This is a genomic window from Burkholderia sp. BCC1208, from assembly GCF_902833095.1.
GTDB lineage: Bacteria > Pseudomonadota > Gammaproteobacteria > Burkholderiales > Burkholderiaceae > Burkholderia.
In genome coordinates, this window is sequence record NZ_CADFDY010000009.1 from 184,987 (window position 1) to 211,874 (window position 26,888).

A 26,888-nucleotide genomic window follows, 5' to 3' on the forward strand; every position below is an offset into this window, starting at 1 on the left:
GACGCTTTCAATGCGACGACACGAACACCGCATCGTCGAACGCCTCCGGAATCGCGAAGCTCGCGCGCATGCGCTGCGTTTCCTTCGCCGGCGTCAAGCCGAACAGGCGCTTGAATTCCCGGCTGAACTGCGACGGGCTCGTATAGCCGACCGCGTAGCCGGCCGCCTCCGCCGTCAGGTCCCGACGCACCATCAATAACCGCGCCTGATGCAGGCGCGTCGACTTCAGGTACTGCATCGGCGACACCTGCGTGATCGCCTTGAAATGACTGTGAAAGCTCGGCACGCTCATGCCGGCCGCGTCGGCCAGTTGCGACACGTCGAGCGGCCGCGCGTAATCGGTGTGGATCACGCGCAATGCGCGCCCGATCCGGCCGAATTGCCCGCGCATCGCCAGTGCGCTGCGCATCGCGTCACCCTGCGCGCCGGTCAGCACGCGGAAATACAGCTCGCGAAGCAGCGTCGGGCCGAGCACCGCGGCGTCGAGCGGCCGCTGCATCGCCTCGACGAAACGCAGCACCGACGCGTGCATCGCTTCGTCCATCGGCGTCGACATCATGCTCTTCGGCGCCTGCACGGTTTGCGCGAGGCCGGCGCGATCGATCTGCGCGGCGAGCTCGGCGGCCAGCGTGAAATCCAGGTGCAGGTACAGCGCGAGCAGCGGGCGCTCGGGCGTGGCGTCGGTTTCCATGCTGAACGGGACGGGCACGGAGACGGCCAGGTAATGACGCTCGTCGTACAGATAGCGCTCGCCGCCGAAGTAGCCGCGCTTCGATCCCTGGCACACGATCACGATGCCCGGGTCGTACAGCACCGGCGTGCGCGATAGCGCGCGGTTCGAGCGCAGGATGCGCACGCTCGGCAGCGCCGTCAGGTTGTAGCCTTCGTCGGGCGCCAGCGCGCGCAGCAGCGTCACCAGGCGCTTCCGGTCGCGCGGGGGCAGCGCAGGAGATCGGGCGGGGGCGGGCGAGCGGTTCATAGTTTTGTGCAAGAAAATCAGCGGAATCGGGCTTATTCGGCGCAGTTCGTCAGACTAGTATGCACGCTTCGATCGACATTCGGGAGAAGCTCACATGGCATCCGGCAACATCATGCTCATTACCGGCGTCAGCAGCGGTTTCGGCCGTGCGCTTGCCTGCGAGGCGCTGGCCGCCGGTCACACGGTGGTCGGTACGGTGCGCAGCGCGCAGGCGGCGCGCGACTTCGAGGCGCTGTCCGCGCACGCGGCCGTCGCGCGCGTGCTCGACGTGACCGACTTCGACCGCATCGACGGCGTCGTCGCGGACATCGAGGCGAACGTCGGGCCCGTCGACGTGCTGGTGAACAACGCGGGTTACGGGCACGAAGGGATCATGGAGGAGGCGCCGCTCGACGAGATGCGCCGGCAGTTCGACGTGAACGTGTTCGGCGCGGTCGCGATGATGAAGGCCGTCGTGCCGTTCATGCGCGAACGCCGGCGCGGCCGCATCCTGAACATCACGTCGATGGGCGGTCACATCACGATGCCGGGCATCGCGTATTACTGCGGCAGCAAGTTCGCGCTGGAAGGCATTTCCGAAACTCTCGGCAAGGAGCTCGAGCCGTTCGGCATTGCGGTGACGGCCGTGGCGCCGGGCTCGTTCCGCACGGACTGGGCCGGCCGCTCGATGGCGCGCACGCCGCGCTCGATTGCCGACTACGACGCGCTGTTCGACCCGATCCGACGTGCGCGCGAGGAGAAAAGCGGCAAGCAGTTGGGCGACCCCGCGAAGGCTGCGCGGGCGATGCTCGCCGTGATCGCAGCGGACCATCCGCCCGCGCATCTGCTGCTCGGCAGCGACGCGCTGCGGCTCGTGCGAAACAAACTGTCGGCGCTGGACGACGAAATCCGCGCGTGGGAAGCCGTGACGGTGTCGACGGACGGCTGACGCGCGCGGCATCGTTCATTTCCCGTCGGTGGATGATCGGCCCTCGCGGCCCGCGATGGCATTGGGGTTTCACAATAATGGCCGATAATGGCAGCCGGCCCGTTCGCCACGTTCATCCACCTCACAGGAGCATCGCGATGCCATACGTCACCACGAAGGACAACGTCGATATTTTCTACAAGGATTGGGGTCCGAAAGATGCACAGCCCGTCATGTTCCACCACGGCTGGCCGCTGTCCAGCGACGACTGGGATGCGCAACTGCTGTTCTTCGTTCAGAACGGCTATCGCGTGATCGCGCACGACCGGCGCGGCCATGGCCGCTCGGCGCAAGTCTCGGACGGTCACGACATGGATCACTACGCCGCGGACGCGTTCGCGGTCGTCGAGGCGCTCGACCTGCGCAATGCGGTGCATATCGGTCATTCGACGGGCGGCGGCGAAGTGGCGCGTTACGTCGCGAAGCACGGGGAGCCGGCCGGCCGCGTCGCGAAGGCCGTGCTGGTCAGCGCGGTGCCGCCGCTGATGCTCAAGACCGACTCGAACCCCGAGGGCTTGCCGCTCGACGTGTTCGATGGCTTCCGCAAAGCGCTCGCCGACAATCGTGCGCAGTTCTTCCTCGACGTGGCGAGCGGCCCGTTCTACGGGTTCAATCGCGAGGGTGCGACCGTGCACCAGGGCGTGATCCGCAACTGGTGGCGGCAGGGGATGGAAGGCAGCGCGAAGGCGCATTACGACGGCATCAAGGCGTTTTCGGAAACGGACCAGACCGACGACCTGAAGTCGATCTCCGTCCCGACGCTCGTGCTGCATGGCGAGGACGACCAGATCGTGCCGATCGCGGATGCCGCGCTGAAGTCGATCAAGCTGCTGAAGAACGGTACGCTGAAGACCTATCCGGGCTATTCGCACGGGATGCTGACGGTCAACGCGGACGTGCTCAACGCCGACCTGCTCGCGTTCGTGCGGGCATGACGGCGGCGGCGCCGGCCCGCTGCGGCGGGCGGCGTCGCGATCGAAGGCGGGCGATCCGGCCGCGCGTGGAAAAGGGCGGAGCGCCGGTGCCGACGGCCGGCTTGAACGGCAGCATGATCGCGAGCGCCGCGTAGCGCACCGGCGATCGGCATTACGCTTCGTTCGCGCCGCGTTTGCACGCGCTAGCCATTGCGCAGGAACACGACGTAGCCGCGGAACCACGGATTCGTTGCGAGATACGGCGGCGCGTCCCACTCGCCGCCCTGGATCACGCCGATGCGAAACGGCAGTTGCAGCCGTGCGACGCGCGGCAGATAGGCCGCGTAATCGGGGATCGTGCTGCGGCCCTGGTAGGTCTGCACGACCACCTCGTCGACGATCCCCTTGAGCTGGTTGACCTGGTCGGTATCGATGCGGCTGCTCCAGTCGAGCAGCCCCGTGATGCTCAGCCGGCAATCGGCGGGCAAGGTTTCGCGCAGCGTGCGCAGGAACGCGAGGTAATCCTGCAGGTGGCGCGTACCGGCGTCGAAATCGATCTGGATGCCGGCGATCGTGCGGCCCGACGCACGCCAGCGGGCGAGCTGCGCGAGCATGATCTGCGTGACGCGCGGCGTCCAGCGCAGCGTATGCGCACGATAGACGAGCCACACGCGCGCGTCGGGTGCGGGCGGCAACGCGACGCCCTGCGCGATCACGCGCACCTGCGACTCGTCGCGCGGCGACGCCTCGATCTGACCTTGCAGCACGTAGACGGCGCGCGCGCCGCGCACGACCGCCTGCGGCTTCACGCCCGCCCACAGCCAGAACGCGTCGTACCGTGCGGCGTCGACGGTGCCGGCCAGCGCGCCGCGCGCGGCCAGCAGCAGCGCGATGCACGCGATGCGCTTCATGCGGCGCTTACCAGTAGTAGCGAAGCTTCCGCGCCCACGGGCTGTCCGGATAGGCGGTCTTCAGCGTGTCGAACCAGCGCTTGCGCGTGCTCTTCGACACCTCCTTGCCGCCGCATTCGTTGGAGCCGCCCGGCGCGTAGCACTTGATCGCGCGATAGAACGCGTACGCGCGGTCGTTCGGGTTCGCCTGCGTATCGGCCATCACCGTCACGTAGCTCGACATCCGCTCGTACGGCTTGCCCGCGAACTGGGACGGCGCCGCGCCGAGCGTCGGCGGCACGCGCGTGGCAGTCGTGCTCGACGCGTTGCGAACCCACGGCGGCACCGGATCGATTTCGAGGCCGGGCGCCGGCGGATGAAGCCGCACGAAATCGGCGAGGCAGTTCAGCCCTTTCGGATCGGCGGGATTCTGCTGCAGCGTCGCGGCGATGTCGCGCGCCGAGAGGCACGTGTAACCGTCTTCGTTTTTCGCGCCGGCCGCGATGAACGGCTTCAACGGATCGGCGGGCGTGCCGGACACGAGCGCCGTATCGGCGAGGAAGTCCGCGTAGTGCGACCGCGTGAGCTCCTTGTACAGCAGCGTGTACAGCGCGGTGTCGCGCAGCGCGCCGCCGGTCGCCCGGTTTTGCGCCTGCGCGCGCAATAGGTCGGCATTGGCCGCGCGCTGCAGCAGCACCGCGCGGATCGCGGCGTTCTGCACGAGCGAATCGTCGGCGAACGCATCGTTGACGAGCCCGGCCTGCTCCAGGTTGATCGCGAGCGCGAGTTCCAGCATTTCGCGCTGGAAGCGGAATGTCGCGAGCGGGATCAGGTCGCGCCACAGCTGGCGCGCCTTGTCGTTCTGGCCGCTGTCCTCCAGCGCGAACCCGCGCAGCGCCTGCTGGCTCAGCCCGAAGTAGTCGAGCGGCGCGGCGGGCGTCTGCGGCAGCAGCTCGAGGGCGGCATCCGGCTTGTGCCCGATCTGCACGTACCAGGTCGCGAGCAGGTAGTCGTGGAGCGCGGGCGCGTTCGCGAAGCGCGGCTTCTGTGCCTGCAGTTCGTCGAGCGTCATCGGCTTGCGGTTCGCATCGCTGCTGTCCGACGCACGCATGCGCAGCAGATCGACGGTGGCGAGCACGGTCGGCGACTGGATCTGGCTTGCGTCGAATTCCGCGCCGAACAGCAGCTTGCTGTCGAGTTCGTTCGCCAGCTGCATCAGCGGCACGTTCGACGTCGCCGGCGACCAGCGCGCGAGCGCATGGCCGTACAGGTCGGCCTGTTGCGTGACGTTGCCGCCGAGCCATGCGACACGTCGCAGCAGCCCGGATGCGGACACCGCATAGCGGCCCTTCGGATACACCTTCAGGTAGGTCCGGAACACCGTGTTCGCCGCGTCGAGCGATACCTTCGTCACACGCGCGCGCGACGGTGTCGGGCTGTCGTTGTCGAATACGTTGGCCTGCGCGGCATTCAACTGCGCGCGCCCGGCCATGTAGAGGCCGGTTTCCTTCAGCCACGGGTCCGCGCTGTGCGATGCGTTCGCGAAGGCGCGGGTCGCGGTGAGGAAGTCGGCGCGATAGAACGCGTTCGTGCCGTCGAGGTACGCGGCGAACTGCTGGCCGAGCGGCGACTTGACCGGCGGCTTCGTCCACGCGGCGCTCGCGCCGCCCGCGGCACAGGTCTTCTGCGCGATGTCGGCGCGTGCCGCGCGCAGGCGCGCGGCTTCGTCGTCGGGCAGGCCGCCGGCGCCGCCCAATGCGTCGTTGAACGCTTCCGCGCCGGCGCTCATGCTGCGGCAGATGCTGCCTTCGCCGTCCGCGTACCGGTTCGACGACGCATCGGCATCCGCTGCGCCGTCGGTCTTGTCGGGCTCCTTCTGGCCGATATAGATCCATCCGGAGAAATCCATCGGGAACGGCACGACGATCCGGTCGATCCGCTCTTTCGCCGGGATGGTCTTCGGATCCGGAAACACCTGCGCGACCTTGCCGCTGTCGACCATCATCAGCATCGCGTTGATGCGCGTGTCGTTGGCGGGCGTCAGCATCGGCACGTTGCCGCACGAGTATGAAGTTTGCCGGAGCGTGTTCGGCACGTAGCAGCCGTCGTCTCCGCTGGCATGGGCGGCCGGCATCCAGAGCAGACCGGCCGCCAGCGCGGCGAACAGGTTTCGGTGCAGCATCGGGTTTCTTCGCATTTTTCTTGTGCTGGGTAGGGGGCCGCGACGGCCAGTTCTCTCAGGGGGCGCCTTGCCCCGGCGCGTATCGTACCTCACGGGCCGTCATGGTTGGCGTGGCCGGCGTGATCGGCGTGATCGGCGTGATCGGCGTGATCGGCGTGATCGGCGTGATCGGCGTGATCGGCAAGGTACCGTTCGGGGTGCTCACCAACTGAGCGGGCAGCACGCGGGCGTCGCGCGCCTGCCACGATCGCGCATCAGGCGCACACGCTGCTGGCGACGCCTCCGTCGTCCATCTCGTCGAGCGCGGCCCGCAAGTCGTCGATGGCCACCATCAGCTCGCGGACCTGCCGCAACGACGGGTACTGATGCAGCACGGCTTGCCATTGCGGCACGGTCAGCAGCGCGTGCCAGATGACACCGAGGCCGTCCGGATCGGCGTCCGGCTGCCGTGCGAGCGCGCTCGCGTATTCGAGGCTGGCCTGTGCCGACAGCAACTGCATCCGGCTCGCGGCGCCCAGCAGGCGCGGCGTCGCGTCCGCGGACGCGTCGCAGCAATACAGCACCTCGCGTTGCAGCGCCGCTTCGTTGGTCGTCAATGCGTGCAGCGATGCGCCATGCACGCGTACCGTGCCCTGGTGCGTCTCGAATGCATAGACCGTGTCGGGTGCCGCCTGCGCGAGCAGGTTCAGGCCGCGCAGCAGCCGCGGCAGGTCGGTCGTCGCGGCATCCGCGGATGCCTTCGCTTCGACGAGAAAGCGCACGTTCCACGCGAGCGCCGGATCGTTGCCGCGCGCGCGTTCGAGCAGAATCGCGTCCCATTCGGTTTTCGCGCGGTCGTGTTGGCCCGGGATCGACGAAGGCACGCGCATCGACGTGACCACGCGGTAGGTGCGCTGCTCGTCCACCGCGTCGAGCCGGCGCGCCAGCGCGTCGAGCGCCTGCGCCGCCAGCGCTTCGACGGCCGCGCCGCGCTGCTGGGACGCGGCGCCCTGCGCGACGGCGACCGTGCTGCCGACGAGCGGACCCTGACGGACCCACAGCGCGCGGTAGCGACGGACGTCGTTGTCCGCAGCCAGCGCATCGAGCCGCAGCATGCGTTCGAGCGCGGGGCTGTCCTTGAGCTTGACGATGTCCTGCTCGAACGCCGCGTCGCTCGCCATCTCGGGCAGCGCGAGCAGTTGCGCGAGCGCGGCACGCAGTTCGGCCCACGCCGCCGAGGTGGCGGCCGCATGCAGGCGCGCGAGGCCGTCGCGTTGCCAGGCCTGTGCGCTGCGTTCGAGCTTGGCCGGGTGCGCGATCGCATTGACGGCCGAGTGGAGTGCGCGCCGGTCCTGCTCGGCGTGCGCGGACAACGACGCGTATTCGCGCACGTTCGGCGCGTCGTGGCGCAGCACCGATGCCTGAAACGACGGATCGCCGGACGACGGATTCATCGCGTCGCGGATCATCCGTGCGAGCGCATCGATGAAGCGCTGCCGCAAGTCCGCGCCGGGCGCGTGGCCGTTCGCCAGCATCCCGCGCGCTTCCTCGATCACGACCGCCAGCGCGGTGGCCGGGTGCGTCGCACCGGTCAGCGACGACGCGCGGTCGAGCGGCGGCAGCCGATAACGGCGCGCGACGGTGCGCAGGGTGGCGTCGAGCAGGGCGGGAAGCGGTGTCAGCGACATGGCGGATCTGGGCGTGAATGCGGTTCGCGGGGGCGGCCGGCGGGCCGGAGCGCGCGACGATGTGCAACGTTATCACGGCGGGCTGAAGGTGCACGGTGCGGTGTTGTATCGGCGACGCGGGATGACGAGGGCGATGCTCGTGCCGTCGACGCCTGCACGCCACATTTCGCGCAATGCTGAAGCATCGCGCTTCCGGCCGTCGGCATAATCCGCACGTGCGGCCCGAAGCGAACGGGTCGACACCTCTCCGCCACGACCCCGAACGCGAGCGACCCGACATGCAGCCAGCCATGACCCGCAGCCCGCCCGCCGTCGCGGACCTGCTCCTGCTTTTGACGCTCTCGACGTTATGGGGCGCGTCCTACACGTTCATCCGGATCAGCGTCGAGACGATTCCGCCGCTGACGCTGATCGCGGCGCGGACCCTGATTGCGGGTTTGGTGCTGCTGCTATGGATGGGCGTCCGACGCATGCCGATGCCGCGCGATCGCGCGGTGTGGCGCCGCTTTTTCGTACAGGCGCTGCTGAACAGCGTCGTGCCGTTCACGTTGATCGCATGGGCCGAACGCTCGGTCGAGGCCGGCCTCGCGACGATCCTCAATTCCGCTTCGCCGGTGCTCGCGTTCGTCGGCACCTGGCTGTTCACGCGCCACGAACCCGTGACGCCGCGCAAACTGTTCGGCGTCGTCGCGGGGTTCGCGGGGATTGCGCTGGTGGTCGGCGTCGGTGCGCTCGACGGGCTGGGGCAGCAACTCGTGCCGCAACTGGCGATCGTCGCGGCCACCGTCTGCTACGCGGGCGCCGCAATCTACGGGCGCGGATTCAACGGGCTGTCGCCCGCGGCGCCCGCCGCGGGCTCGCTCGTCGTCGGCGCGCTCGTGCTGGTGCCCGCGAGCGTCGTGGTCGACCGGCCATGGACGCTGCATCCGTCGCCGCAATCGCTGCTGGCGCTCGCCGCGCTCGCGGTGTTCTCGACGGCGCTCGCGTTCGTCATCTACTTCCGTCTCGTGCAGACGCTCGGTTCGGTCGGCACGACTGCACAGGCCTATCTGCGCGTGCCGATCGGCGTCGGCATCGGCATGGCGCTGCTCGGCGAATCGCTGTCGATGTCGGCGTGGCTCGGGCTCGGCTGCGTGGTGGCGGGCGTGGCCGCGATGACGCTGCCGCCCCGCAGGGCCGCGCAGCCCCGCCCCTGACCCGTCACGCGGTCAACGTCACCGACAGGCTGCCGAGCTCGCCGAAGCGGACCGTCAGCACATCGCCGATCGGCACGTCGATCGCGCCCGCGTACGAGCCCGTCGTCACGATCTGGCCGGCACGCACCGCATCGCCGCGCGATGCGAGGAAATTGACGAGCCACACCAGCGGCTTGAGCGGATCGCCATCCGGATGGCGGCCGTCGATCGTGCGGTTCAGCGCGCCTTCGAACGACAGCGCCAGCGTCGCGAGCGGCACGTTCAGCCCGTCGGGCACGACCGGGCCGACGCACAGCCCCTGGTTGAATTGGCCGTCGGCCAGCAGCTCGAACTTCGACGCGCGCACCGGCTCCGCATAGCGGCAGCCAAGTATCTCGAGCACGACGCGCACTTCCCGGATCGCCGCCCGCACGTCGCCTTCGTCGTACGGCTGCTCGCGCGCGGGCAGGTCACGATCGAGCACGAATGCGATTTCCGGTTCGATCCGCACGATCGGCCCGCCGACGACGCGGTACGGCGCATCGGCTTCGCGGATCGTCGACGCGAAGATCGGCGCGAGGATCACGCGATCGGGCGGCGGCAGCGCGCATTTCCAGCCGCCGACGGGTTCGCCGAGCAGAACGGCGACGCGCTGCTGGATCGCGAGCGCGGTGTCGATGTCGTCGGGTCGCAGTGCATCGGGCAACAGCGGGCCGGGCGAGCCGGCATGGCGGGCGGCGACGAGATGCTGGGCGGCGCCGTCCACGCGTTCGGTAGTCGTTGTCATGTCGGTTGAGCGAGTTGAAAGTGGGGCCGGAAAAAAGGGCCGGACGAAAGTCGCACATTCGATGATAGCGCCTTCGGCGCGATGGCCGCTCGAAAGCGCGTCGGTGCACGCATGGCCGGCCCGCTTCGCGGCCTTGCCGACGACGCGAGCTTCCCCCCCTTCCCGTCGCGCCGTTTTGACGCATGCGTGCTCGCGGCCTCGTTTGACCGCCGTCAATATTCAAACTCGCCGTCGGCCGATGATGGAGACATGGCCGCGCGCGACAGGATGCGCGGCAACTCACCCCAGCGAGGTTTGCATGTACGAGAAGATCATGGTGGCCGTGGACGGCAGCGCTTCGTCGAAACAGGCGCTGGCCGAGGCCGTGAAGGTGGCGCTGGCGGGCGATGCGCACGTCAGCGTCGTGTACGTGGTCGACAAGTCGGTGCTGTTCACGTATGCCGGCCGCCTCGATCCGCACGCGCTCGTCGAGGAAATTCGCGACGACGGGCGCAAGGTGCTGCGCGAAGCCGAACAGATCGTCGCGCTGGCCGGTGCGAAGGGCGAAGCCGAACTGGTCGAGACCGAGAGCATCGGCGAGGACATCGCGGAACGCCTGCAACGTTACGTGAAGGAGCGCGGGATCGATCTCGCGGTGGTCGGTACGCACGGGCGGCGCGGCATCCGGCGCGTGCTGCTCGGCAGCGTTGCCGAGCGTTTCGTGCGCGGGTCGAAGTGCCCGGTGCTGTTGATTCGTGGCGACGACGCCGACGCGCCGGCCGCCGCGGCCGCGGCATGACGCGGCGCGCGCGATGATACGCCGCCAGTACCGGATCGTCGTCGCGGCGATCGCCGTGTTCGTGTCGCTCGCCGGGATGATGGCCGTCGTGACGGGCCTGCTGTTCGATGCGGCGACGGCGCTGCGCGGCGGCGCCCTCGCGTTGATCGTCGGCGTGGCCGGCTTCGTCGTGATGCTGAATCCGGGGCCGAAAGGCGAGGAGTGACCCGCATGGGCGAGGGGGCGGCGCACGTCCGGCCCCGGTGTCGCGACGACCGGCGATAGCCGTTGCCCCGCCCCGATTTCGCCTAGTCGCTCGTCGTCGCCTTCGTGCCGTCCTGCCCGACCTGAATCATCAGCCGCTTCAACGTTTCCGCCAGCGCGGCGTTCTTCGGCTGAATCTTCCCTGCCTGCGCGAACGCATCGCGCGCTTCGTCCTGGCGCCCCAGCTTCCACAGCACCTCGCCCTTGTGGGCCAACCCGGTCGCACGGGCTTCGCGCGCGTCGCCGTCGTCATCCTTCGCGAAGATCGCGATCGAGCGGTCGAACCACGCGAGCGCTTCGTCGTTGCGGCCGAGGCGATACAGCGCCCAGCCCTTGCTGTCGAGCGCGTACGCATCGTTCGGCGATTGCGCGAGATGCGCGTCGATCATCGCGAGCCCGCGCTCGACCTCGACGCCGGCATCGGCGAGCCGATAGCCGATATCGTTCAGGCGATCGTCGGGAATCCTGTCTAGATCGAGCACGGCGGCCACGCGGCTCGCGTCGCGTTCGGCGATCGCGAGCGACAGCAGCTTCGCGACGATCTGCCCTCGCAGCTCGCTGCTGATCCGCTCGCCGTTGGCGACCAGGGTGCCGAGGTACTGCGTATACAGGTCCGGTGCGCCGGGGGCGTTCGCGCTGTTCGCGATGGCCAGGCCCGGGCCCGCGCACCAGTCGATATCGGCCGAGCCGGCCAGCGTGCCGACGTAAAGATCGACGTTCCTCGGCGTGCGCGACTGCGCGTAGTAGGTGTAGCCGTTCGCATCCGAATAGCCGCACGCCAGATACTCGTTGTTCACGTCCAGCATGTACGGGACATGGCCGAGCTTCGCCGTGCCGCCCGGGTCGACGAGCCGGAACGATTCGCCCAGGTCGCCGTCGCCGACGATCGCGTTGAACACCCACTGCTTCAGAGGATGAAATTTCGGCAGGCGGATCTTGGCCGTGCGGCCGGCTGCGTCCGTCGTGCCGAAAATCACGCTGTCGTGCTGATCCGGCTTGACGGGCAGCCCTGCGATCACCTGGCCCGGCAGGAACAGTCGATAGCGCGCGTTCGGCAGCGGCTGCTGCGTGGCCGGGTCGCGCAGCACGAACTGGTGAACGTAAGCGCCTTTGCCGAGCGACACCGTCGGCGGGACATAGGTGCGGGCGTAGGCGGACGGCGCGGCGGCGCAATTCAAGGCCGCGACGATGAGCGCGGCGAGAAGTCGGGATGTCATGACAGTAGTTCTTATAGGTAGAGGTTTTATCGTTCGACGGCCGGAAATGCACTGAACGACCCACGCAGTCCTTGAAAAACGACGGGCGGCGGTGGGCGAATTCCGATGAGGTGAATCGAATCGTCCCGTGCAAATGAATGCGAATCCCGTATGCGTCGGCATGATGCAGCGAAGAGCCGGGCGGGCGATGCAGGAATGCAGTGCGCAGCATAGCAGGCTGCACGATTCGATCGATCCCGTCATCTGGTTTCGTTGTTGCAGGCGGATGAATGATTCCGTGATTTGTATCAAGTCGTGATATGCCGATCCGTCTGACAATGGGTTCGACCACGGTGAGCAGGGCGGAATGATCCAAATCCGATCGTCCTTTACAACCGGTATTTCACCTCCTTAAATAATCAGGGTCTGCCAAAAGACCGGAAAAACGAGATCCCCATGAGCCATTTCCTGGATAGATTGCGTTATTTCTCCACCGCGAGGCCACGTTTTTCCGACGGGCACGGCGCCGTCACCGACGAAGACCGCAAGTGGGAAGACGGTTACCGGATGCGCTGGCAGCACGACAAGATCGTCCGCTCGACCCACGGCGTGAACTGCACGGGTTCGTGCTCGTGGAAGGTCTACGTGAAAGGCGGGATCGTCACCTGGGAAACCCAGCAGACCGACTATCCGCGCACGCGTCCCGACATGCCGAACCACGAGCCGCGCGGCTGCTCGCGCGGTGCGTCGTACTCCTGGTATCTGTACAGCGCGAACCGTCTCAAGCACCCGATGGTGCGCAGCGCGCTCGTGAAGCTGTGGCGCGAGCGCCGCCGCACGCTCGGCCCCGTCGAAGCATGGCGTTCGATCGTCGACGACGATGCAGCGCGGCGCTCGTACCAGAGCCGGCGCGGCCTGGGCGGCTTCGTGCGTTCGAGCTGGGACGAGGTCAACGAGATCGTCGCGGCGGCCAACGTGCATACGGTCGAGCGGCACGGCCCCGATCGCGTGGTCGGCTTCTCGCCGATCCCGGCGATGTCGATGGTGTCGTACGCGGCCGGCTCGCGCTACCTGTCGCTGATCGGCGGGGTGTGCCTGAGCTTCTACGACTGGTATTGCGACCTGCCGCCCGCATCGCCGCAGACCTGGGGCGAGCAGACCGACGTACCGGAATCGGCCGACTGGTACAACTCAACGTTCATCATGATGTGGGGCTCCAATGTCCCGCAGACGCGCACGCCCGACGCGCACTTCCTCGTCGAGGCGCGCTATCGCGGCACCAAGGTTGTGTCGGTGTTTCCCGATTACGCGGAAGGCGCGAAGTTCGGCGACCTGTGGCTGCACCCGAAGCAGGGCACCGATGCGGCGCTCGCGCTCGCGATGGGTCACGTGATCCTGAAAGAGTTTCATCTGGCCGGGAAGAGCGATTACTTCGCCGACTACTGCAAGCGCTACACCGACATGCCGTGCCTCGTGCGCCTCGTGCCGCACGGCGACGGCTACGTGCCGGAGCGCCTCGTGCGCGCGTCCGACTTCGACGACGCGCTCGACGAAGCCGCGCATCCGGAGTGGAAGACCGTGATGATCGACGACGCGAACGGCGAATTCGTCGTGCCGGTCGGCTCGGTCGGCTTCCGCTGGGGGCAGCAGGACGACGCCGATAAAGGCAAGTGGAACCTGCGCGGCGAGACGTCGAAGGGCGCGGCGCTGTCGCCGCGGCTGTCGTGCACGGCCGCGCACGACGACGTGGTCGACGTGCTGTTCCCGTACTTCGGCAACCAGCCGCACGCGCACTTCAACTCGACGCAGCACGCGTCCGAGCTGTCGCGGCGGATCGGCGTGCGGCGCATCGCGACGCGCAACGGCGACATGCTGGTCGCGACCGTCTACGACCTGTTCGTCGCGAACTACGGGCTCGACCAGGGGCTCGGCGGCCGCGACGTGGCCGCAAGTTACGACGACGATCTCCCGTATGCGCCGGCCTGGCAGGAAACGATCACCGGCGTGAAGCGCGCGGACGTGATCTCGGTCGCGCGGCAGTTCGCGGAGAACGCGCACAAGACGCAGGGCAAGTCGATGGTGATCATCGGCGCGGGGATCAACCACTGGTTCCACATGGACATGTCGTACCGCGCGATCATCAACATGCTGATCATGTGCGGCTGTATCGGCAAGCCGGGCGGCGGCTGGTCGCACTACGTGGGCCAGGAGAAGCTGCGGCCGCAGACGGGCTGGACGGCGCTGTCGGGCGCGCTCGACTGGAGCCGCCCGCCGCGCCAGATGAATGCGACGTCGTTCTTCTACGCCCACACCGACCAGTGGCGTTACGACCCGATGGACCCGGCCACGCTGCTGTCGCCGCTCGCGGACAAGTCGCGGTTCCACGGTGCGCCGATCGACTACAACGTGCGCGCGGAACGGATGGGCTGGCTGCCGTCCGCGCCGCAGCTCTCGACGAACCCGTTGAAGATCGGCGCGGCGCTCGCCGATCCCGTGCACGCCGGCGCCGACATCGCGCAGCAATTGAAGGCCGGCACGCTGAAGCTGGCGAGCGAGGATCCCGACGCGCCCGGCAACTTCCCGCGCAACCTGTTCGTGTGGCGCTCGAACCTGCTCGGCTCGTCGGGCAAGGGCCACGAGTATTTCCTGAAGCACCTGCTCGGCACCACCAACGGCGTGCAGGGCGAGGATCTCGGCGCGACCGGCGGCCGGCGCCCCGAGGAAGTGACGTGGCATGACGAAGCGCCACGCGGCAAGCTCGACCTGCTCGTGACGCTCGACTTCCGGATGTCGACGACCTGCATGTATTCGGACGTCGTGCTGCCGACCGCGACGTGGTACGAGAAGGACGACATGAACACGTCCGACATGCACCCGTTCATCCATCCGCTGTCGGCGGCGGTCGATCCCGCATGGGAATCGAAGAGCGACTGGGAGATCTTCAAGGGGATCGCGAAGCGCTTCTCCGAGCTGTGCGACGGGCATCTGGGCGTCGAGCGCGACGTCGTGCTCGCGCCGATCGCGCACGACACGCCGGGCGAGCTCGCGCAGCCGTTCGACGTGCAGGACTGGAAGCGCGGCGAATGCGAACCGGTGCCGGGCCGCACGATGCCGAACGTGATCGTCGTCGAGCGCGACTATCCGAACACCCATGCGCGTTTCACGTCGCTGGGGCCGCTGATGGACAAGCTCGGCAACGGCGGCAAGGGCATCGGCTGGGACACGAAGGACGAAGTCAAGCTGCTCGGCGAACTGAACTACAAGGTGGCCGACGGTGCGGCGCAAGGGCGCCCGAGAATCGACACGGCGCTCGACGCCGCCGAGGTGATCCTCGCGCTCGCGCCCGAGACCAACGGCGAAGTGGCGGTGAAGGCGTGGCGCGCGCTGTCCGGCATCACCGGCATCGACCACACGCACCTGGCCGCCGCGCGCGCGGACGAGAAGATCCGCTTCCGCGACATCCAGGCGCAGCCGCGCAAGATCATCTCGTCGCCGACATGGAGCGGGATCGAGTCGGAGCACGTGTCGTACAACGCCGGCTACGTGAACGTGCACGAACTCGTGCCGTGGCGCACGATGACCGGCCGGCAGCAGCTCTATCAGGATCACGCATGGATGCGCGCGTTCGGCGAATCGCTGTGCGCCTACAAGCCGCCGGTCGATACGGGCAGCTACGAACACATGCTCGGCAAACGCTCGAACGGCAACCCCGAACGCGTGCTGAACTTCCTGACGCCGCACCAGAAGTGGGGCATTCACAGCACGTACACGGACAACCTGCTGATGCTGACGCTGTCGCGCGGCGGGCCGATCGTGTGGATGTCGGAGGACGACGCGAAGGCGATCGGCGCGGTCGATAACGACTGGATTGAGTGCTACAACTCGAACGGCGCGTTGTGCGCGCGGGCCGTCGTCAGTCAGCGGATTCCGTCCGGGATGGTGATGATGTACCACGCGCAGGAAAAGATCGTGAACACGCCGGGCTCCGAGATCACCGGCACGCGCGGCGGTATCCACAACTCGGTCACGCGCATCGCGCTGAAGCCGACGCACATGATCGGCGGCTATGCGCAGCTCGCGTACGGCTTCAATTACTACGGCACGGTCGGCTCGAATCGCGACGAGTTCCTGATCGTGCGCAAGATGAGCAGGATCGACTGGCTCGATGGCGAGGAAACCGCACCCGTCACCGCTCGCGCGGGAGAAACATCATGAAAATACGCGCACAGATCGCGATGGTGCTGAACCTCGACAAGTGCATCGGGTGCCATACCTGCTCGGTGACCTGCAAGAACGTGTGGACGAGCCGCGAAGGGATGGAATACGCGTGGTTCAACAACGTCGAGACGAAACCGGGCATCGGCTATCCGAAGGACTGGGAGAACCAGGACCGCTGGCGCGGCGGCTGGCAGCGGCGCGCGGACGGCAGGATCGAGCCGCGCCTCGGCGGCAAGTGGCGACTGCTCGCGCAGATTTTCGCGAACCCGCATCTGCCCGAGATCGACGACTACTACGAGCCGTTCACGTTCGATTACGCGCACCTGCAGGAGGCCGGCAACACGCGCGCGATGCCGGTCGCGCGGCCGCGCTCGGTGATCAGCGGCCAGCGGCTCGAGAAGATCGAGTGGGGGCCGAACTGGGAAGAAATCCTCGGCGGCGAATTCGAGAAGCGATCGAAGGACGCCAACTTCGAGAACGTGCAGAAGGACATCTACGGGCAGTTCGAGAACACCTTCATGATGTACCTGCCGCGCCTGTGCGAGCACTGCCTGAACCCGGCGTGCGTCGCGTCGTGCCCGTCTGGCTCGATCTACAAGCGCGAGGAAGACGGCATCGTGCTGATCGACCAGGACAAGTGCCGCGGCTGGCGCATGTGCGTGTCGGGGTGCCCGTACAAGAAGATCTACTACAACTGGCAGAGCGGCAAGGCCGAGAAGTGCATCTTCTGCTATCCGCGGATCGAGGCCGGCCAGCCGACCGTGTGCTCGGAAACCTGCGTGGGCCGCATCCGCTATCTCGGCGTGCTGCTGTACGACGCCGACCGGATCAGCGAGGCGGCCAGCGCCGAGAACGAGAAGGATCTCTACGAAGCGCAACTGTCGCTGTTCCTCGACCCGGACGATCCGGCCGTGATCGCGCAGGCCGAGCGCGACGGCGTGCCGGCCGCGTGGATCGAGGCTGCGCGGCGTTCGCCGACCTACAAGATGGCGATCGACTGGAAGATCGCGTTCCCGCTGCATCCGGAATATCGGACGCTGCCGATGGTGTGGTACGTGCCGCCGCTGTCGCCGATCAACGCGGCCGCCAACAGCGGCGATCTCGGCATGAACGGCTATCTGCCGGACGTCGAATCGCTGCGCATTCCGCTGCGCTATCTCGCGAACCTGCTGACGGCCGGCGATGAGGCGCCCGTGAAGCTCGCGCTCGAACGGCTGCTCGCGATGCGCGCGTTCATGCGGGCGCGCCACGTGGACGGTATCGACGCACGAGGCGTGCTCGACCAGGTGGGGCTGTCGCTCGCGCAGGTCGAGGAGATGTACCGCTATCTCGCGATCGCGAACTACGAGGATCGCTTCGTGATCCCGACCACGCACCGCGAATACGCGGAGAACGCGTACGACCTGCGCGCATCGTGCGGCTTCTCGTTCGGCAACGGCTGCTCGGACGGCCGTTCCGAGGCGAGCCTGTTCAGCCCGAGGAAGGGCAGCAAGACGATTCCGATTCACGAGGCTTCCCGATGACGAGCATCGCACCCGATCCGACCTATGCGGCGCTCGCTGCGCTGCTCGATTATCCCGACGAATCGCTGGTCGCCGCGCTCGATTCGATCGACACGCACCTGCGCGAGCGCACGCGCATGCCGAAAGCGGTGCGCGCGGGCCTCGACCGGTTCCTTGCGTACGTGCGCGAGCGCGATCTGCTGACGCTGCAGGAGAACTACGTCGGGCTGTTCGATCGCGGCCGTGCGACGTCGCTGTACCTGTTCGAGCACGTGCACGGCGAATCGCGCGACCGCGGACAGGCGATGGTCGACCTGCTGCAGATGTACGAGCGTCACGGGCTGTTCCTGAATCAGGGCGAGCTGCCCGACTACCTGCCCGTGTTTCTCGAATACCTGTCGCGGCTGCCGGCCCCCGATGCCCGCAAGCTGCTCGCCGAAACCGGCGAGATCCTGCGCGCGCTGGCCGGGCAACTCGCGCAGCGCGGCAGCCATTACAGCTTCGTGATGGGGGCGCTACTGCCGATGGCCGGCCTCACGCTCGCCGACGCGCCGGAGGCGGCCGACGACGACGTGGCCGCCGAGCGGCCGAGCGCCGCGGACTACCGCGCGCTCGATGCGTCGTATGCGGACGAGGCCGTGCGCTTCGTCGGCGCAGCAACACCGGCCGCGGAGCAGACGGTGCGATTCCATGACAAGCGGCCGGCCCGCGGCGCGTAAGCGCGGGCGCAACTGGGGAAAGACATGAACGCTTACCTGCATCAGTTCCTGTTCGGGATCTACCCGTACATCTGCCTCGCCGTACTGCTGGTCGGCAGCCTGATCCGCTTCGACCGCGAGCAGTACACGTGGAAAAGCGATTCGTCGCAGCTGCTGCGCCACGGCATGCTGCGGCTCGGCAGCAACCTGTTCCACTGGGGCGTGCTGGTCGTCGTGCTCGGGCACTTCGGCGGCTTCCTCGCGCCGCATTGGCTCGTGTCGCCGTTCCTGTCGGCGTCGGGGCACCAGCTCGTCGCGATGGTGGCGGGCGGCGCTGCCGGCGTCGCGGCGATCATCGGGCTGACGATCCTGATCTGGCGGCGCCTCGGCGACCCGCGCATTCGCCGCAACAGCCGCCGGTCGGACATCCTGATCGTGCTGATGCTGTGGGTGCAGCTCGCGCTCGGGCTCGGCACCGTCGTGCTGTCGACGCGCCACATGGACGGCGCGATGTTCGAACAGCTGACCGACTACGTGAAGGGCGTCGTCACGTTCCGTCCGGACATCGCGAGCCTGCTCGTCGGCGTGCCGCTCACGTACCGGCTGCACATCCTGCTCGGCTTCACGATCTTCCTCGTGTCGCCGTTCACGCGGATGGTGCACATCTGGAGCGGGATCGCGTCGGTCGCGTACCTGATCCGTCCGTACCAGCTCGTGCGCAAGCGCTGAGGAGGCCGCATGAACGACGTTCTCTCCGATGCACCGGTCGCGTTGCGCGTCAACGGCGTCGCGATCGGCGACGACGCGATCGCGGCCGAAGCCGCGCATCACGGCGATGCGTCCGATCCGCTCGATGCGGCGCGGCATGCGCTCGCGGTACGCGAACTGCTGCGGCAGCGCGCTGTGTCGCTCGCGCTGCTCGACGAAGGCGCGCCGCTCGACGACGCGGCCGTCGACGCGCTGCTCGAGCGCGAGTTGACGCATGTGCCCGAACCCGATCGCGCGGCTTGCGAGCGCTACTACGCGCAGCACCCGGCGCGCTTTCGGCGCAACGACATCGTCTATGCGAGCCACGTGCTGTTCGCGATGACGGACCGCGTGCCGCTCGCGCCGCTGCGGCAGCGCGCGGAACAGGCGCTCGCCGGCGTGGTGGCCGCGCCCGATACGTTCGAAGCGGTCGCGCGCGCGTCGTCGAACTGCCCGTCGGCGGAAGTGGGCGGCAGCCTCGGGCAACTGCTGCGCGGCGACACGGTGCCGGAATTCGAGGCCGCGCTGTTCGATACCGACGGCATCGGCGTGCTGCCGAAGCTGGTCAACACGCGCTTCGGCTTCCATATCGTGCGCATCGAGCGCCGCGTGCCGGGCGACGCGGTGCCGTTCGACGAAGCAGCCGACCAGATCGCCGCATACCTGGCCGCGCGCGTGCGACAGCAGGCGATGCGGCAGTACGTGGCGATTCTCGCGGGCGGCGCACGCGTCGAAGGCGTTGAATTCGACGGCGCCAACGGGCCGCTGGTCCAATGAAACGGGGTTTTGCGTATGGCAACTCAACAAGGTAATGCCGTGCCGGTCGCGAACGCGCCGGCCATCCCGCTGCGTGCGTGGTCGGTGCTGGCCGCGAGCACGCTCGCGTTCATGGTGTGTTTCGTCGTATGGATGATGTTCGGCGTGCTCGGCGTGCAGTTGCGCACCGACCTCGGGCTGAACAGCACGGAGTTCGGGCTGCTCACGTCGACGCCGGTGCTGACCGGCGCGCTGATGCGTTTGCCGCTCGGCACGTGGACCGACCGCTTCGGCGGCCGCATCGTGATGACGGTGCTGCTCGTCGTGTGCGCGGTGCCCGTCTACATCGTCAGCTACGCGACGCAGCTGTGGCAGTTCCTGCTGATCGGGCTGTTTCTCGGTTGCGTCGGCGCGTCGTTCGCGGTCGGCACGCCGTATGTCGCGCGCTTTTTCCCGCCGCAGCGGCGCGGGCTCGCGATGGGCGTGTTCGGCGCGGGCACGTGCGGCGCGGCCGTCAACCTGTTCGTCACGCCGCTGCTGCTCGACGCGTACGGCTGGCGCTTCGTGCCGCGCGTCTATGCGCTCGCGCTGCTCGTCACGGCGCTGATCTTCTGGTTCGCGTCGGCGCCCGATCCGGGTGCGGGCAAGCGCGGCGGGTCGATGCTCGATTCGTTCAAGGTGCTGCGCGACCCGCGCGTATGGCGGCTCTGCCAGTACTACTCGATCACGTTCGGCGGCTTCACCGCGCTGTCGCTATGGATTCCGCAGTACCTGAAGAGCGAATACGGGATGTCGCTCGTGATGGCGTCCGCGTTCGCGGCCGGCTTCTCGCTGCCGGGCTCCGTGCTGCGCGCGCTCGGCGGCGCGCTGTCCGACCGCTTCGGCGCGCATGCGGTCACGTGGTGGGGGCTGTGGGTCGCATGGATCGCGCTGTTCCTGCTGTCGTATCCGGCGACGGACTTCGTGATCCACACGATCGACGGCACCGCGACGCTGAACGTCTCGATGCCGGTGGCCGGCTTCGTCGCGCTGACCTTCGTGCTCGGCGCGGTGTTCGCGCTGGGGATGGCGTCGACTTTCAAATACGTCGCCGACGATTTCGCGGACAACATGGGCGTCGTCACGGGCATCGTCGGGCTCGCGGGCGGGCTCGGCGGCTTCCTGCTGCCGATCCTGTTCGGCGTGCTGCTCGACCTGCTGCGCGTGCGCACGACCTGCTTCATGTTCCTGTACGGAATCGTGTGGGTGTCGCTGATCCTGATCTACCGGTCGGAAGTGCGGCGCACGCCCGTCGTCACGGGCTGACGTCTTTTCGATCGATCCGATCCGATGCGCTTGCGCGATGCCCGCAGGGTACGGGGCCGCGCACGCGCATCGTCCCGTTCGGGAGGGCGCGCGCGACGTATCCGGCCGCGCGCGCTTCTGTCAAACTGGCGCCCATGAAACCGCGCCTCGCTTCACCGCTTTCTCCCGATTCCGCGCCTGCGCCCGCAGGTTTTCCCGACGCCGACGAACTGGCCGCCCTGCGCGCGTGCGTGAAGCGGGCGCGGCAGATGTCGAGTGCGTTCGGGGCGGACAAGTAGGCGAGTCGGACGTTGCCGGCTGGCACGTGCACGCTACGACAACGGTCGATGGTCGATGGTCGGGCGCGTTTCCCGTCCGCGAATGAATGACGCACCGCAGCGTATCGGCCGACGAGACGGAACGGTCCGGCCCAAACGACGGTCATAAACTTTTTCACCGGGAGCAGCGGATGGCATCGAGCCAGGGCACGGTCGATTTCATCGTCGAGCAGATCGCGGCGGCCGGCACGGTATCGGCCCGCAAGATGTTCGGCGAATACGGCATCTATTGCGACGGCAAGATGGTCGCGCTCGTCTGCGACGACCGGCTGTTCGTCAAGCCGACACCCGAAGGCCGCGCGTATCTCGGCGCGTGCGACGAAGCCCCGCCGTATCCGAGCGCGAAGCCGCACCTCGTCATCGCCGGCGATCGCTGGGACGACCGCGAATGGCTGTCGGCGCTGATCCGGATCACCGCCGCGCAGTTGCCGCTGCCGGTGAAGCGAAGCCGGTAGCGGCCGTGAGCCATGTGCCGTGTCGCGTAACGTGACATGGCGCACAGGCGTATTCTGTGACACATGCGCGCGACCCGCGCGCGCCCGGAGGGAGCACAAGAATGGAGACATCCGGACATCCGCGCGGCATGCGGCGTGCGGGCCACGCCTGGCACGCGTTCGTCGCGGCCGTTTGCGTCGGCTGGAGCGCGCTGGCGTTCGGCGCGGAAGGCGCAGGCGGCGCGGCCGCGCTGCTCGACCGTTACCACAGCCTCGGCGCGCAACTGAAGGACAACGCTTTCCGCCGGCCCGTGGTCCTCGAATCGTCGGAAGCATCGTCGTCGCTGAAGGGCGACATCTATGCGGTGGTCGACTATCCATTCCCGGTCGTGAACGGCCAGCTCAACGATCCCGCGCAGGGCCCCGCGAACTGGTGCGCGGTGCTGATCCTGCACCTGAACACCAAGTACTGTCACGCATCGAGCGGCGCCAACGGCCCGGTGCTCGACGTGAACCTTGGCCGCAAGATCCAGCAAAAGCTGTCGGACACCTATCGCGTGCAGTTCCGCTATCGTGTGGCGGCCGCGACGCCCGACTATTTCCAGGTCGACCTGACCGCCGACAGCGGCCCGATGGGCACGAAGGATTACCGGATCGCGCTCGAAGCCGTGCCGGTCGGCGCGTCGCGCACGTTCCTGCACCTCACGTATTCGTATGGCTTCGGCACGGTCGGCCGGATGGCGATGAAGACCTATCTCGCGACGGTCGGCAGCGACAAGGTCGGGTTTACGGCCGCCAGCGGCGCATCGGCCGCGCAGCCGCAGTACATCGGCGGCGTGCGCGGGCTGCTGGAGCGCAACACGATGCGCTATTACCTTGCGATCGACACCTATCTCGCGACGCTCGACAAGCCGGTCGACCAGCGCCTCGCGCGCTGGTTCGACGCGACCGAGCAGTATCCGCAGCAACTGCACGAAGTGGAAAAGGGCGCATATCTGCAGATGAAAGCGCAGGAGATACAGCGGCAGCAGGCGGCGCGGTAGGCGGCGCCCGCCGTCCTGCCGCTCAGTTCGATGCGCCGCCGACCGTGCGGATGCTGCGCCACTGCCCCTGTTCGACGCGGAACAGCGTGTAGGGCGGCTTGATCAGGTCGCCGCGCTCGTCGAACGAGATCTTCCCGGTCACGCCGGTGACCGACACGCCCGGCAGGCTCGCGACGATCCTGGCGCGATCGACCGAGTCGGCCTTGCGGATCGCCGCGATCATCGCGAGCGCCGCATCGTACGCGAACGGCGCATACAGCTCGACGTCCTGGTTGAAGCGCGCCTTGTAGCGCTGCGCGAATGCGACGGCGGATGGCAGCTTGTCGAGCGCGGGGCCCGGTTCGAGGTCCTGCGTGCCTTCGCCCGAATTGCCGGCGATCTTCAGGAATGCGTTGCTTTTCAGCGCGCCGGCGCCGAACAGTTGCGCGCGGATGCCGAGCGAGCGCATCTGCTTGATCAGCATCGCACCCTGTTCGTCGAGCCCGCCGAAGAAGATCAGGTCGACGTTGTTGCTCTTCATCGTCGTCAGGATGCCGCGGAAATCGACCGCCTTGTCGTTCGTGTATTCGCGGCCGACGATATTGCCGTGCGCGTCCTTCACGCCTTTCTCGAACGCGTCGGCGAGGCCTTGCCCGAACGCGGTGCGATCGTCGATGATGCCGATCCGCTTCGCCTTCAGCTGCTTGACCGCGAAGCGGCCGGCCACCACGCCGCCGATGCCGTCGTGCCCCATCGTGCGGAACACGTTCTTGAAACCCTGCATCGTCAGTTGCGGATTGGTCGAGCCGGGCGTGATCATCGCGACGTTCGCCTGCCGGTAGACGGCCGACGCGGGGATGCTGCAGCCCGAATTGTAGTGGCCGACCACGCCGGCCACGCCGTCGTCGACGAGCTTCTGCGCGACCTGGATCGCGATGCGCGGATCGGCCTGGTCGTCCTGCACGTCGAGCACGAAGCGCACCGGCTTGCCGCCGACGGTCGGATGCTTCGCGTTCTCCTCGTCGAGCGCGAGTTGCGCGCCGTATTGCAGGTCCTTGCCGACGCGCGCGACGGGCCCCGTCAACGGGCCGGCGAAGCCGATCTTGATGGTTTCCGGATCCGCGGCCTGCGCGGATGCGGCGACCGCGCCGAGCGAGCAGACGGCCAGCCAGACCAGCCAGTGACGACGATTCATGATGATCTCCTTGCGTTGGTTGAAATCGCGGCGCGCGTCAGAATCGCGCGGCCCGGTATGGCGCGAGGTCCAGCGGCGGTGCGCGCTGGACGACGAGGTCGGCGACGATCCGCCCGGTGATGCCGGCGAGCGTCACGCCGAGATGCTGATGACCGAATGCATGGATCACGCGCGCGCTGCGCCGCGCGCGGCCGATCACGGGCACGCCGTCCGGCAGGGTCGGCCGGAAGCCGAGCCAGCTGCGCGTCGGCGCGCCGAGCGACGGCAGCGCCTCACATGCCGAGCGCGTGAGCAGTGCGACGAGCGAGCGGTTCATCGGGGCGTCGAAGCCGCCGAGCTCGACGGTGCCGGCCGCGCGCAGCCCTTCGTCGAGCGGCGTCATGTAGAAACCGCGTTCGGCCCAGCCGACCGGCCGCGTGACGATCGACTCGTGTGCGGCGAACTGCACGTGATAACCGCGCTCGGTATCGAGCGGCACCGCGTCGCCGCACATCACCGCGAATTCACGCGAGCGTGCGCCTGCAGCGATGACGACGTGATCGAAGGTGCGCACCGAGCCGCCCGCGTTCACGTTCACGCCGTCGCCGACGGGCTCGATCCGCTCGACGCGCTCGCGTTCGAGCGTCGCGCCGCCGGTTGCGAGATGCGCGAACAGCTCGCCGAGAAACCCGTGCGGATCGGAGAAAAACCAGCTTCCGGCGAACAGCACGCCGCGCGCGAAGATCGGCGCGAGCGCGGGCTCGAGCCGGCGGATCCCGGTCGCGTCGAGTACCTCGAACGGCACGCCGAGCCTGCGCCGCAGCGCGAGCGACGGCTGCGCGGCATCGAACGACGCCTGCCGCGCATACAGGTACAGGCATTCACGCGGCCGCACGAACGCCGCGAGCCGCGCGGTGGCGAGCAGCGGCGCATAGCCGTCGGCGGCGCGCGACAGCAGCGCGGCCAGCGCGCTGGCGCTGCGTGCGTGGCGCGCGGGCGTCGATGCGAGCAGAAATCGCGCGAGCCATGGCGCGCCGCGCAGCAGGTACGGCCAGCGGATGCGCAGCGGGCTGTCGGCGGAGAACAGGAAATGCGGGATGTTGCCGAACACGGACGGGCCGTTCACCGGCACGCAGCCGTACGGCGCGAACGTCGCGGCGTTGCCGAACGACGCGCCGTGGCCGACGCCGGCCGGATCGAACAGCGTCACGCGATGCCCGTCGCGCTGCAGCCACGCCGCCGCGCCGAGCCCGATGAAGCCTGCACCCACGATGGCGACGTTCGCCATGACGCATTCCCTCCGGCACACATGGTTCACACAAAGTTGAGATAAAGAATCACACAGTAATTTTTTGTGTGCAATCAAAATGAGATTGTGTGGCGCTAGCGTTTACCCGATTTCAACTGGCTGATTCAACAGACTTTTCTGCCGACGTTTGACGGGGAGGGGATGTCATATACAATCGCTGGGCAGATCAAAATGACAGACAAACGCTTTTTGTGTGGTCACAGGCGACAAATGGCATCAGACAAACTTTCCGGCGAGCGCGACGGCGCAGCGCCGGTGCAGGCGAAGCGGCCGACTTATGTCGAGGTATCGAGCTCGATCGAGGAGGAAATCCGCAACGGCACGTATCCGCCGGGCAGCCGCCTGCCGCCGCAGCGCCAGCTCGCGACCGAGCTCGGCATCAACGTGTCGACCGTGTCCCGCGCGTACAAGGAGCTGCAACTGCGCGGCCTCGTGATCGGCAGCAAGCGCCGCGGTTCGCTCGTCACCGGCGGCGCGATGCCGAGCATCGCGCCGGCCCGCGCATCGCTCGCGGCGGGCAACGGCGTGATCGACCTGACCGTGAACCGCCCGGCGACCGGCGAGTTTCTGGCGAGCCTCGCGCAGACGTTCGGCACGCTGCCGAGCGACCCGCGTTTCGCCGCGCTGCAGGAATATCAGCCGCCGCAGGGTCCCGACTGGGCGCGCGCGGCCGGCGCGCAGTGGCTTGCCGCGCCCGGCTTCGAGCCGTCGCGCGACCAGGTGGTCGTCACGAGCGGCGCGCAGCACGGGCTGTATGCGGTGCTGAACAGCCTGATCGGCACCGACGGCGTGATCGTGGCCGATCGCCTCACGTATTACGGGCTCAAGGCGCTTGCGCCGGTGTTCCAGTTCGAGATCGTCAGCGCGCCGGCCGACGACGACGGCCTGCTGCCCGACGAGATCGAACGGATCTGCCAGCGCATGCCGGTCAAGGCGATCTTCGTCGTGCCGAATCTGCAGAACCCGACCGTGACGACGATGAGCCTCGCGCGCCGGATGGCGCTCGTCGACATCGCGCGGCGCCATCACGTGACGATCATCGAGGACGACGTGTACGGCCCGCTCGTGCGCGACCGGCTGCCGGCGATCGCGGGGCTGTGCCCCGAGCTGACGTTCCATATCGGCGCGACGTCGAAGATCCTCGCGCCGGGGCTGCGCCTCGGCTACCTGAGCTGCCCGCGCGACAGCGTCGCGCTGTGCGCGGAAGCGGTGCGCACGACCGCGTGGATGCCCGCGCCCACGTCGATGCTGATCGCGACGGTATGGATCGAGGACGGCACCGCCGAGCGGATCATGGCCTCGCAACTCGCGGAGATCCGCGCGCGCGTCGATCTCGCGCGGGAACTGCTGCCGGCCGGGCAGTTGAAGTCCGACCCCGCGTGCATGTTCGTCTGGCTGCGGCTGCCGCCGCCGTGGCGCGCCGACGACTTCGCCGCGAACGCGAAGGCGCGCGGCGTGATCGTGATGCCGTCGTCGACGTTCGCGGTCGATCGCGCGGAAATCGAGCACGGCGTGCGCATCAACCTCGCGTGCCCGGCCACGCGCGACGAGCTCGTTAACGGGCTGCGGATTCTGTCCGGCACGCTGAAGGACCGGCCGCGCGCGCTGTTCGGTTCGATCTGACGGCG

The 26,888-nt window shown here is 67.9% G+C and carries 22 protein-coding genes; 14 read left to right on the forward strand and 8 right to left on the reverse strand.

Annotation, left to right across the window (positions count from 1 at the left end; all coding sequences use genetic code 11):
• Window positions 1–7 precede the first annotated feature (7 nt).
• Window positions 8–979 (reverse strand): AraC family transcriptional regulator, encoded by a 972-nt coding sequence (locus HWX09_RS22260; protein ID WP_027786107.1) that lies wholly within the window; start codon window positions 977–979, stop codon window positions 8–10.
• Window positions 980–1,073: 94 nt separating this feature from the next.
• On the opposite strand from HWX09_RS22260, the gene HWX09_RS22265 reads away from it, so the two are divergent.
• The gene (locus HWX09_RS22265; RefSeq protein ID WP_027786106.1) at window positions 1,074–1,907 is read left to right on the forward strand and encodes an oxidoreductase; all 834 of its coding nucleotides are present in this window, start codon (window positions 1,074–1,076) and stop codon (window positions 1,905–1,907) included.
• A gap of 137 nt (window positions 1,908–2,044) precedes the next feature.
• A complete protein-coding gene (locus tag HWX09_RS22270) occupies window positions 2,045–2,881 on the forward strand; it encodes an alpha/beta hydrolase (RefSeq protein WP_027786105.1) in 837 nt (278 codons plus the stop codon).
• 182 nt (window positions 2,882–3,063) lie between these two features.
• Here HWX09_RS22270 and HWX09_RS22275 read toward each other — a convergent pair whose 3' ends face one another.
• From HWX09_RS22275 to HWX09_RS22285, 3 genes are all read right to left on the reverse strand, one after another.
• Window positions 3,064–3,771: a DUF3142 domain-containing protein gene (locus tag HWX09_RS22275; RefSeq protein WP_027786104.1), complete on the reverse strand. Its 708-nt coding sequence runs from the start codon at window positions 3,769–3,771 to the stop codon at window positions 3,064–3,066.
• A gap of 7 nt (window positions 3,772–3,778) precedes the next feature.
• Entirely contained in the window at window positions 3,779–5,947 is a 2,169-nt protein-coding gene (locus HWX09_RS22280) for a hypothetical protein (protein WP_027786103.1), read from the reverse strand.
• A gap of 239 nt (window positions 5,948–6,186) precedes the next feature.
• Window positions 6,187–7,599: a hypothetical protein gene (locus HWX09_RS22285; RefSeq protein ID WP_027786102.1), complete on the reverse strand. Its 1,413-nt coding sequence runs from the start codon at window positions 7,597–7,599 to the stop codon at window positions 6,187–6,189.
• A gap of 290 nt (window positions 7,600–7,889) precedes the next feature.
• Between HWX09_RS22285 and HWX09_RS22295 the strand changes: the two genes are divergently transcribed.
• Window positions 7,890–8,795: an EamA family transporter gene (locus HWX09_RS22295; RefSeq protein ID WP_027786100.1), complete on the forward strand. Its 906-nt coding sequence runs from the start codon at window positions 7,890–7,892 to the stop codon at window positions 8,793–8,795.
• Between the two features lie 4 nt (window positions 8,796–8,799).
• Here the strand turns inward: HWX09_RS22295 and HWX09_RS22300 are convergent, their stop codons facing one another.
• Window positions 8,800–9,561, reverse strand: a complete 762-nt coding sequence (locus tag HWX09_RS22300) for a fumarylacetoacetate hydrolase family protein (protein ID WP_027786099.1) — start codon at window positions 9,559–9,561, stop codon at window positions 8,800–8,802.
• 298 nt (window positions 9,562–9,859) lie between these two features.
• Between HWX09_RS22300 and HWX09_RS22305 the strand changes: the two genes are divergently transcribed.
• On the forward strand, window positions 9,860–10,339 hold the full coding sequence (locus HWX09_RS22305) for a universal stress protein (protein WP_027786098.1): 480 nt from the start codon (window positions 9,860–9,862) through the stop codon (window positions 10,337–10,339).
• Window positions 10,340–10,352: 13 nt separating this feature from the next.
• On the forward strand, window positions 10,353–10,544 hold the full coding sequence (locus HWX09_RS22310; protein ID WP_027786097.1) for a DUF2964 family protein: 192 nt from the start codon (window positions 10,353–10,355) through the stop codon (window positions 10,542–10,544).
• 82 nt (window positions 10,545–10,626) lie between these two features.
• Here HWX09_RS22310 and HWX09_RS22315 read toward each other — a convergent pair whose 3' ends face one another.
• Window positions 10,627–11,799, reverse strand: a complete 1,173-nt coding sequence (locus HWX09_RS22315) for a tetratricopeptide repeat protein (RefSeq protein WP_051421430.1) — start codon at window positions 11,797–11,799, stop codon at window positions 10,627–10,629.
• Between the two features lie 435 nt (window positions 11,800–12,234).
• Between HWX09_RS22315 and HWX09_RS22320 the strand changes: the two genes are divergently transcribed.
• The 8 genes from HWX09_RS22320 to HWX09_RS22355 all read left to right on the forward strand — a co-directional run bounded on the left by HWX09_RS22320 (window position 12,235) and on the right by HWX09_RS22355 (window position 22,798).
• Window positions 12,235–15,993, forward strand: a complete 3,759-nt coding sequence (locus tag HWX09_RS22320) for a nitrate reductase subunit alpha (protein WP_027786096.1) — start codon at window positions 12,235–12,237, stop codon at window positions 15,991–15,993.
• Entirely contained in the window at window positions 15,990–17,519 is a 1,530-nt protein-coding gene (narH, locus tag HWX09_RS22325) for a nitrate reductase subunit beta (RefSeq protein ID WP_027786095.1), read from the forward strand. Before HWX09_RS22320 ends, narH begins: the two co-directional genes overlap by 4 nt.
• On the forward strand, window positions 17,516–18,217 hold the full coding sequence (gene narJ / locus HWX09_RS22330) for a nitrate reductase molybdenum cofactor assembly chaperone (RefSeq protein ID WP_027786094.1): 702 nt from the start codon (window positions 17,516–17,518) through the stop codon (window positions 18,215–18,217). Before narH ends, narJ begins: the two co-directional genes overlap by 4 nt.
• Window positions 18,218–18,241: 24 nt before the next feature.
• Window positions 18,242–18,925: a respiratory nitrate reductase subunit gamma gene (gene narI / locus HWX09_RS22335; protein ID WP_027786093.1), complete on the forward strand. Its 684-nt coding sequence runs from the start codon at window positions 18,242–18,244 to the stop codon at window positions 18,923–18,925.
• 9 nt (window positions 18,926–18,934) lie between these two features.
• Window positions 18,935–19,720, forward strand: a complete 786-nt coding sequence (locus HWX09_RS22340) for a peptidylprolyl isomerase (protein WP_027786092.1) — start codon at window positions 18,935–18,937, stop codon at window positions 19,718–19,720.
• 15 nt (window positions 19,721–19,735) lie between these two features.
• Window positions 19,736–21,004, forward strand: coding sequence for a nitrate/nitrite transporter (locus HWX09_RS22345; protein ID WP_027786091.1), 1,269 nt, complete (start codon window positions 19,736–19,738; stop codon window positions 21,002–21,004).
• A gap of 448 nt (window positions 21,005–21,452) precedes the next feature.
• Window positions 21,453–21,776 (forward strand): TfoX/Sxy family protein, encoded by a 324-nt coding sequence (locus HWX09_RS22350; RefSeq protein ID WP_027786090.1) that lies wholly within the window; start codon window positions 21,453–21,455, stop codon window positions 21,774–21,776.
• Window positions 21,777–21,877: 101 nt separating this feature from the next.
• A complete protein-coding gene (locus tag HWX09_RS22355; RefSeq protein ID WP_027786089.1) occupies window positions 21,878–22,798 on the forward strand; it encodes a hypothetical protein in 921 nt (306 codons plus the stop codon).
• A 22-nt stretch (window positions 22,799–22,820) separates the two neighbouring features.
• Here HWX09_RS22355 and HWX09_RS22360 read toward each other — a convergent pair whose 3' ends face one another.
• Entirely contained in the window at window positions 22,821–23,972 is a 1,152-nt protein-coding gene (locus tag HWX09_RS22360; RefSeq protein ID WP_027786088.1) for a branched-chain amino acid ABC transporter substrate-binding protein, read from the reverse strand.
• A gap of 37 nt (window positions 23,973–24,009) precedes the next feature.
• Entirely contained in the window at window positions 24,010–25,239 is a 1,230-nt protein-coding gene (locus tag HWX09_RS22365) for an FAD-dependent oxidoreductase (RefSeq protein WP_027786087.1), read from the reverse strand.
• A 231-nt stretch (window positions 25,240–25,470) separates the two neighbouring features.
• Between HWX09_RS22365 and HWX09_RS22370 the strand changes: the two genes are divergently transcribed.
• Window positions 25,471–26,883, forward strand: a complete 1,413-nt coding sequence (locus tag HWX09_RS22370) for a PLP-dependent aminotransferase family protein (RefSeq protein ID WP_027786086.1) — start codon at window positions 25,471–25,473, stop codon at window positions 26,881–26,883.
• The last annotated feature ends 5 nt before the right edge of the window (window positions 26,884–26,888 follow it).

Coding starts and splice junctions, on each gene's coding strand:
- HWX09_RS22360 (WP_027786088.1), bottom strand. CDS start 23,972: ATGAATCGTCGTCACTGGCTGGTCTGGCTGGCCGTCTGCTCGCTCGGC.
- HWX09_RS22305 (WP_027786098.1), top strand. CDS start 9,860: ATGTACGAGAAGATCATGGTGGCCGTGGACGGCAGCGCTTCGTCGAAA.
- HWX09_RS22265 (WP_027786106.1), top strand. CDS start 1,074: ATGGCATCCGGCAACATCATGCTCATTACCGGCGTCAGCAGCGGTTTC.
- narI (WP_027786093.1), top strand. CDS start 18,242: ATGAACGCTTACCTGCATCAGTTCCTGTTCGGGATCTACCCGTACATC.
- HWX09_RS22300 (WP_027786099.1), bottom strand. CDS start 9,561: ATGACAACGACTACCGAACGCGTGGACGGCGCCGCCCAGCATCTCGTC.
- HWX09_RS22315 (WP_051421430.1), bottom strand. CDS start 11,799: ATGACATCCCGACTTCTCGCCGCGCTCATCGTCGCGGCCTTGAATTGC.
- HWX09_RS22285 (WP_027786102.1), bottom strand. CDS start 7,599: ATGTCGCTGACACCGCTTCCCGCCCTGCTCGACGCCACCCTGCGCACC.
- HWX09_RS22275 (WP_027786104.1), bottom strand. CDS start 3,771: ATGAAGCGCATCGCGTGCATCGCGCTGCTGCTGGCCGCGCGCGGCGCG.
- HWX09_RS22280 (WP_027786103.1), bottom strand. CDS start 5,947: ATGCGAAGAAACCCGATGCTGCACCGAAACCTGTTCGCCGCGCTGGCG.
- narH (WP_027786095.1), top strand. CDS start 15,990: ATGAAAATACGCGCACAGATCGCGATGGTGCTGAACCTCGACAAGTGC.
- HWX09_RS22310 (WP_027786097.1), top strand. CDS start 10,353: ATGATACGCCGCCAGTACCGGATCGTCGTCGCGGCGATCGCCGTGTTC.
- HWX09_RS22270 (WP_027786105.1), top strand. CDS start 2,045: ATGCCATACGTCACCACGAAGGACAACGTCGATATTTTCTACAAGGAT.
- HWX09_RS22345 (WP_027786091.1), top strand. CDS start 19,736: ATGGCAACTCAACAAGGTAATGCCGTGCCGGTCGCGAACGCGCCGGCC.
- HWX09_RS22260 (WP_027786107.1), bottom strand. CDS start 979: ATGAACCGCTCGCCCGCCCCCGCCCGATCTCCTGCGCTGCCCCCGCGC.
- HWX09_RS22340 (WP_027786092.1), top strand. CDS start 18,935: ATGAACGACGTTCTCTCCGATGCACCGGTCGCGTTGCGCGTCAACGGC.
- HWX09_RS22350 (WP_027786090.1), top strand. CDS start 21,453: ATGGCATCGAGCCAGGGCACGGTCGATTTCATCGTCGAGCAGATCGCG.
- HWX09_RS22370 (WP_027786086.1), top strand. CDS start 25,471: ATGGCATCAGACAAACTTTCCGGCGAGCGCGACGGCGCAGCGCCGGTG.
- HWX09_RS22365 (WP_027786087.1), bottom strand. CDS start 25,239: ATGGCGAACGTCGCCATCGTGGGTGCAGGCTTCATCGGGCTCGGCGCG.
- HWX09_RS22355 (WP_027786089.1), top strand. CDS start 21,878: ATGGAGACATCCGGACATCCGCGCGGCATGCGGCGTGCGGGCCACGCC.
- narJ (WP_027786094.1), top strand. CDS start 17,516: ATGACGAGCATCGCACCCGATCCGACCTATGCGGCGCTCGCTGCGCTG.
- HWX09_RS22320 (WP_027786096.1), top strand. CDS start 12,235: ATGAGCCATTTCCTGGATAGATTGCGTTATTTCTCCACCGCGAGGCCA.
- HWX09_RS22295 (WP_027786100.1), top strand. CDS start 7,890: ATGACCCGCAGCCCGCCCGCCGTCGCGGACCTGCTCCTGCTTTTGACG.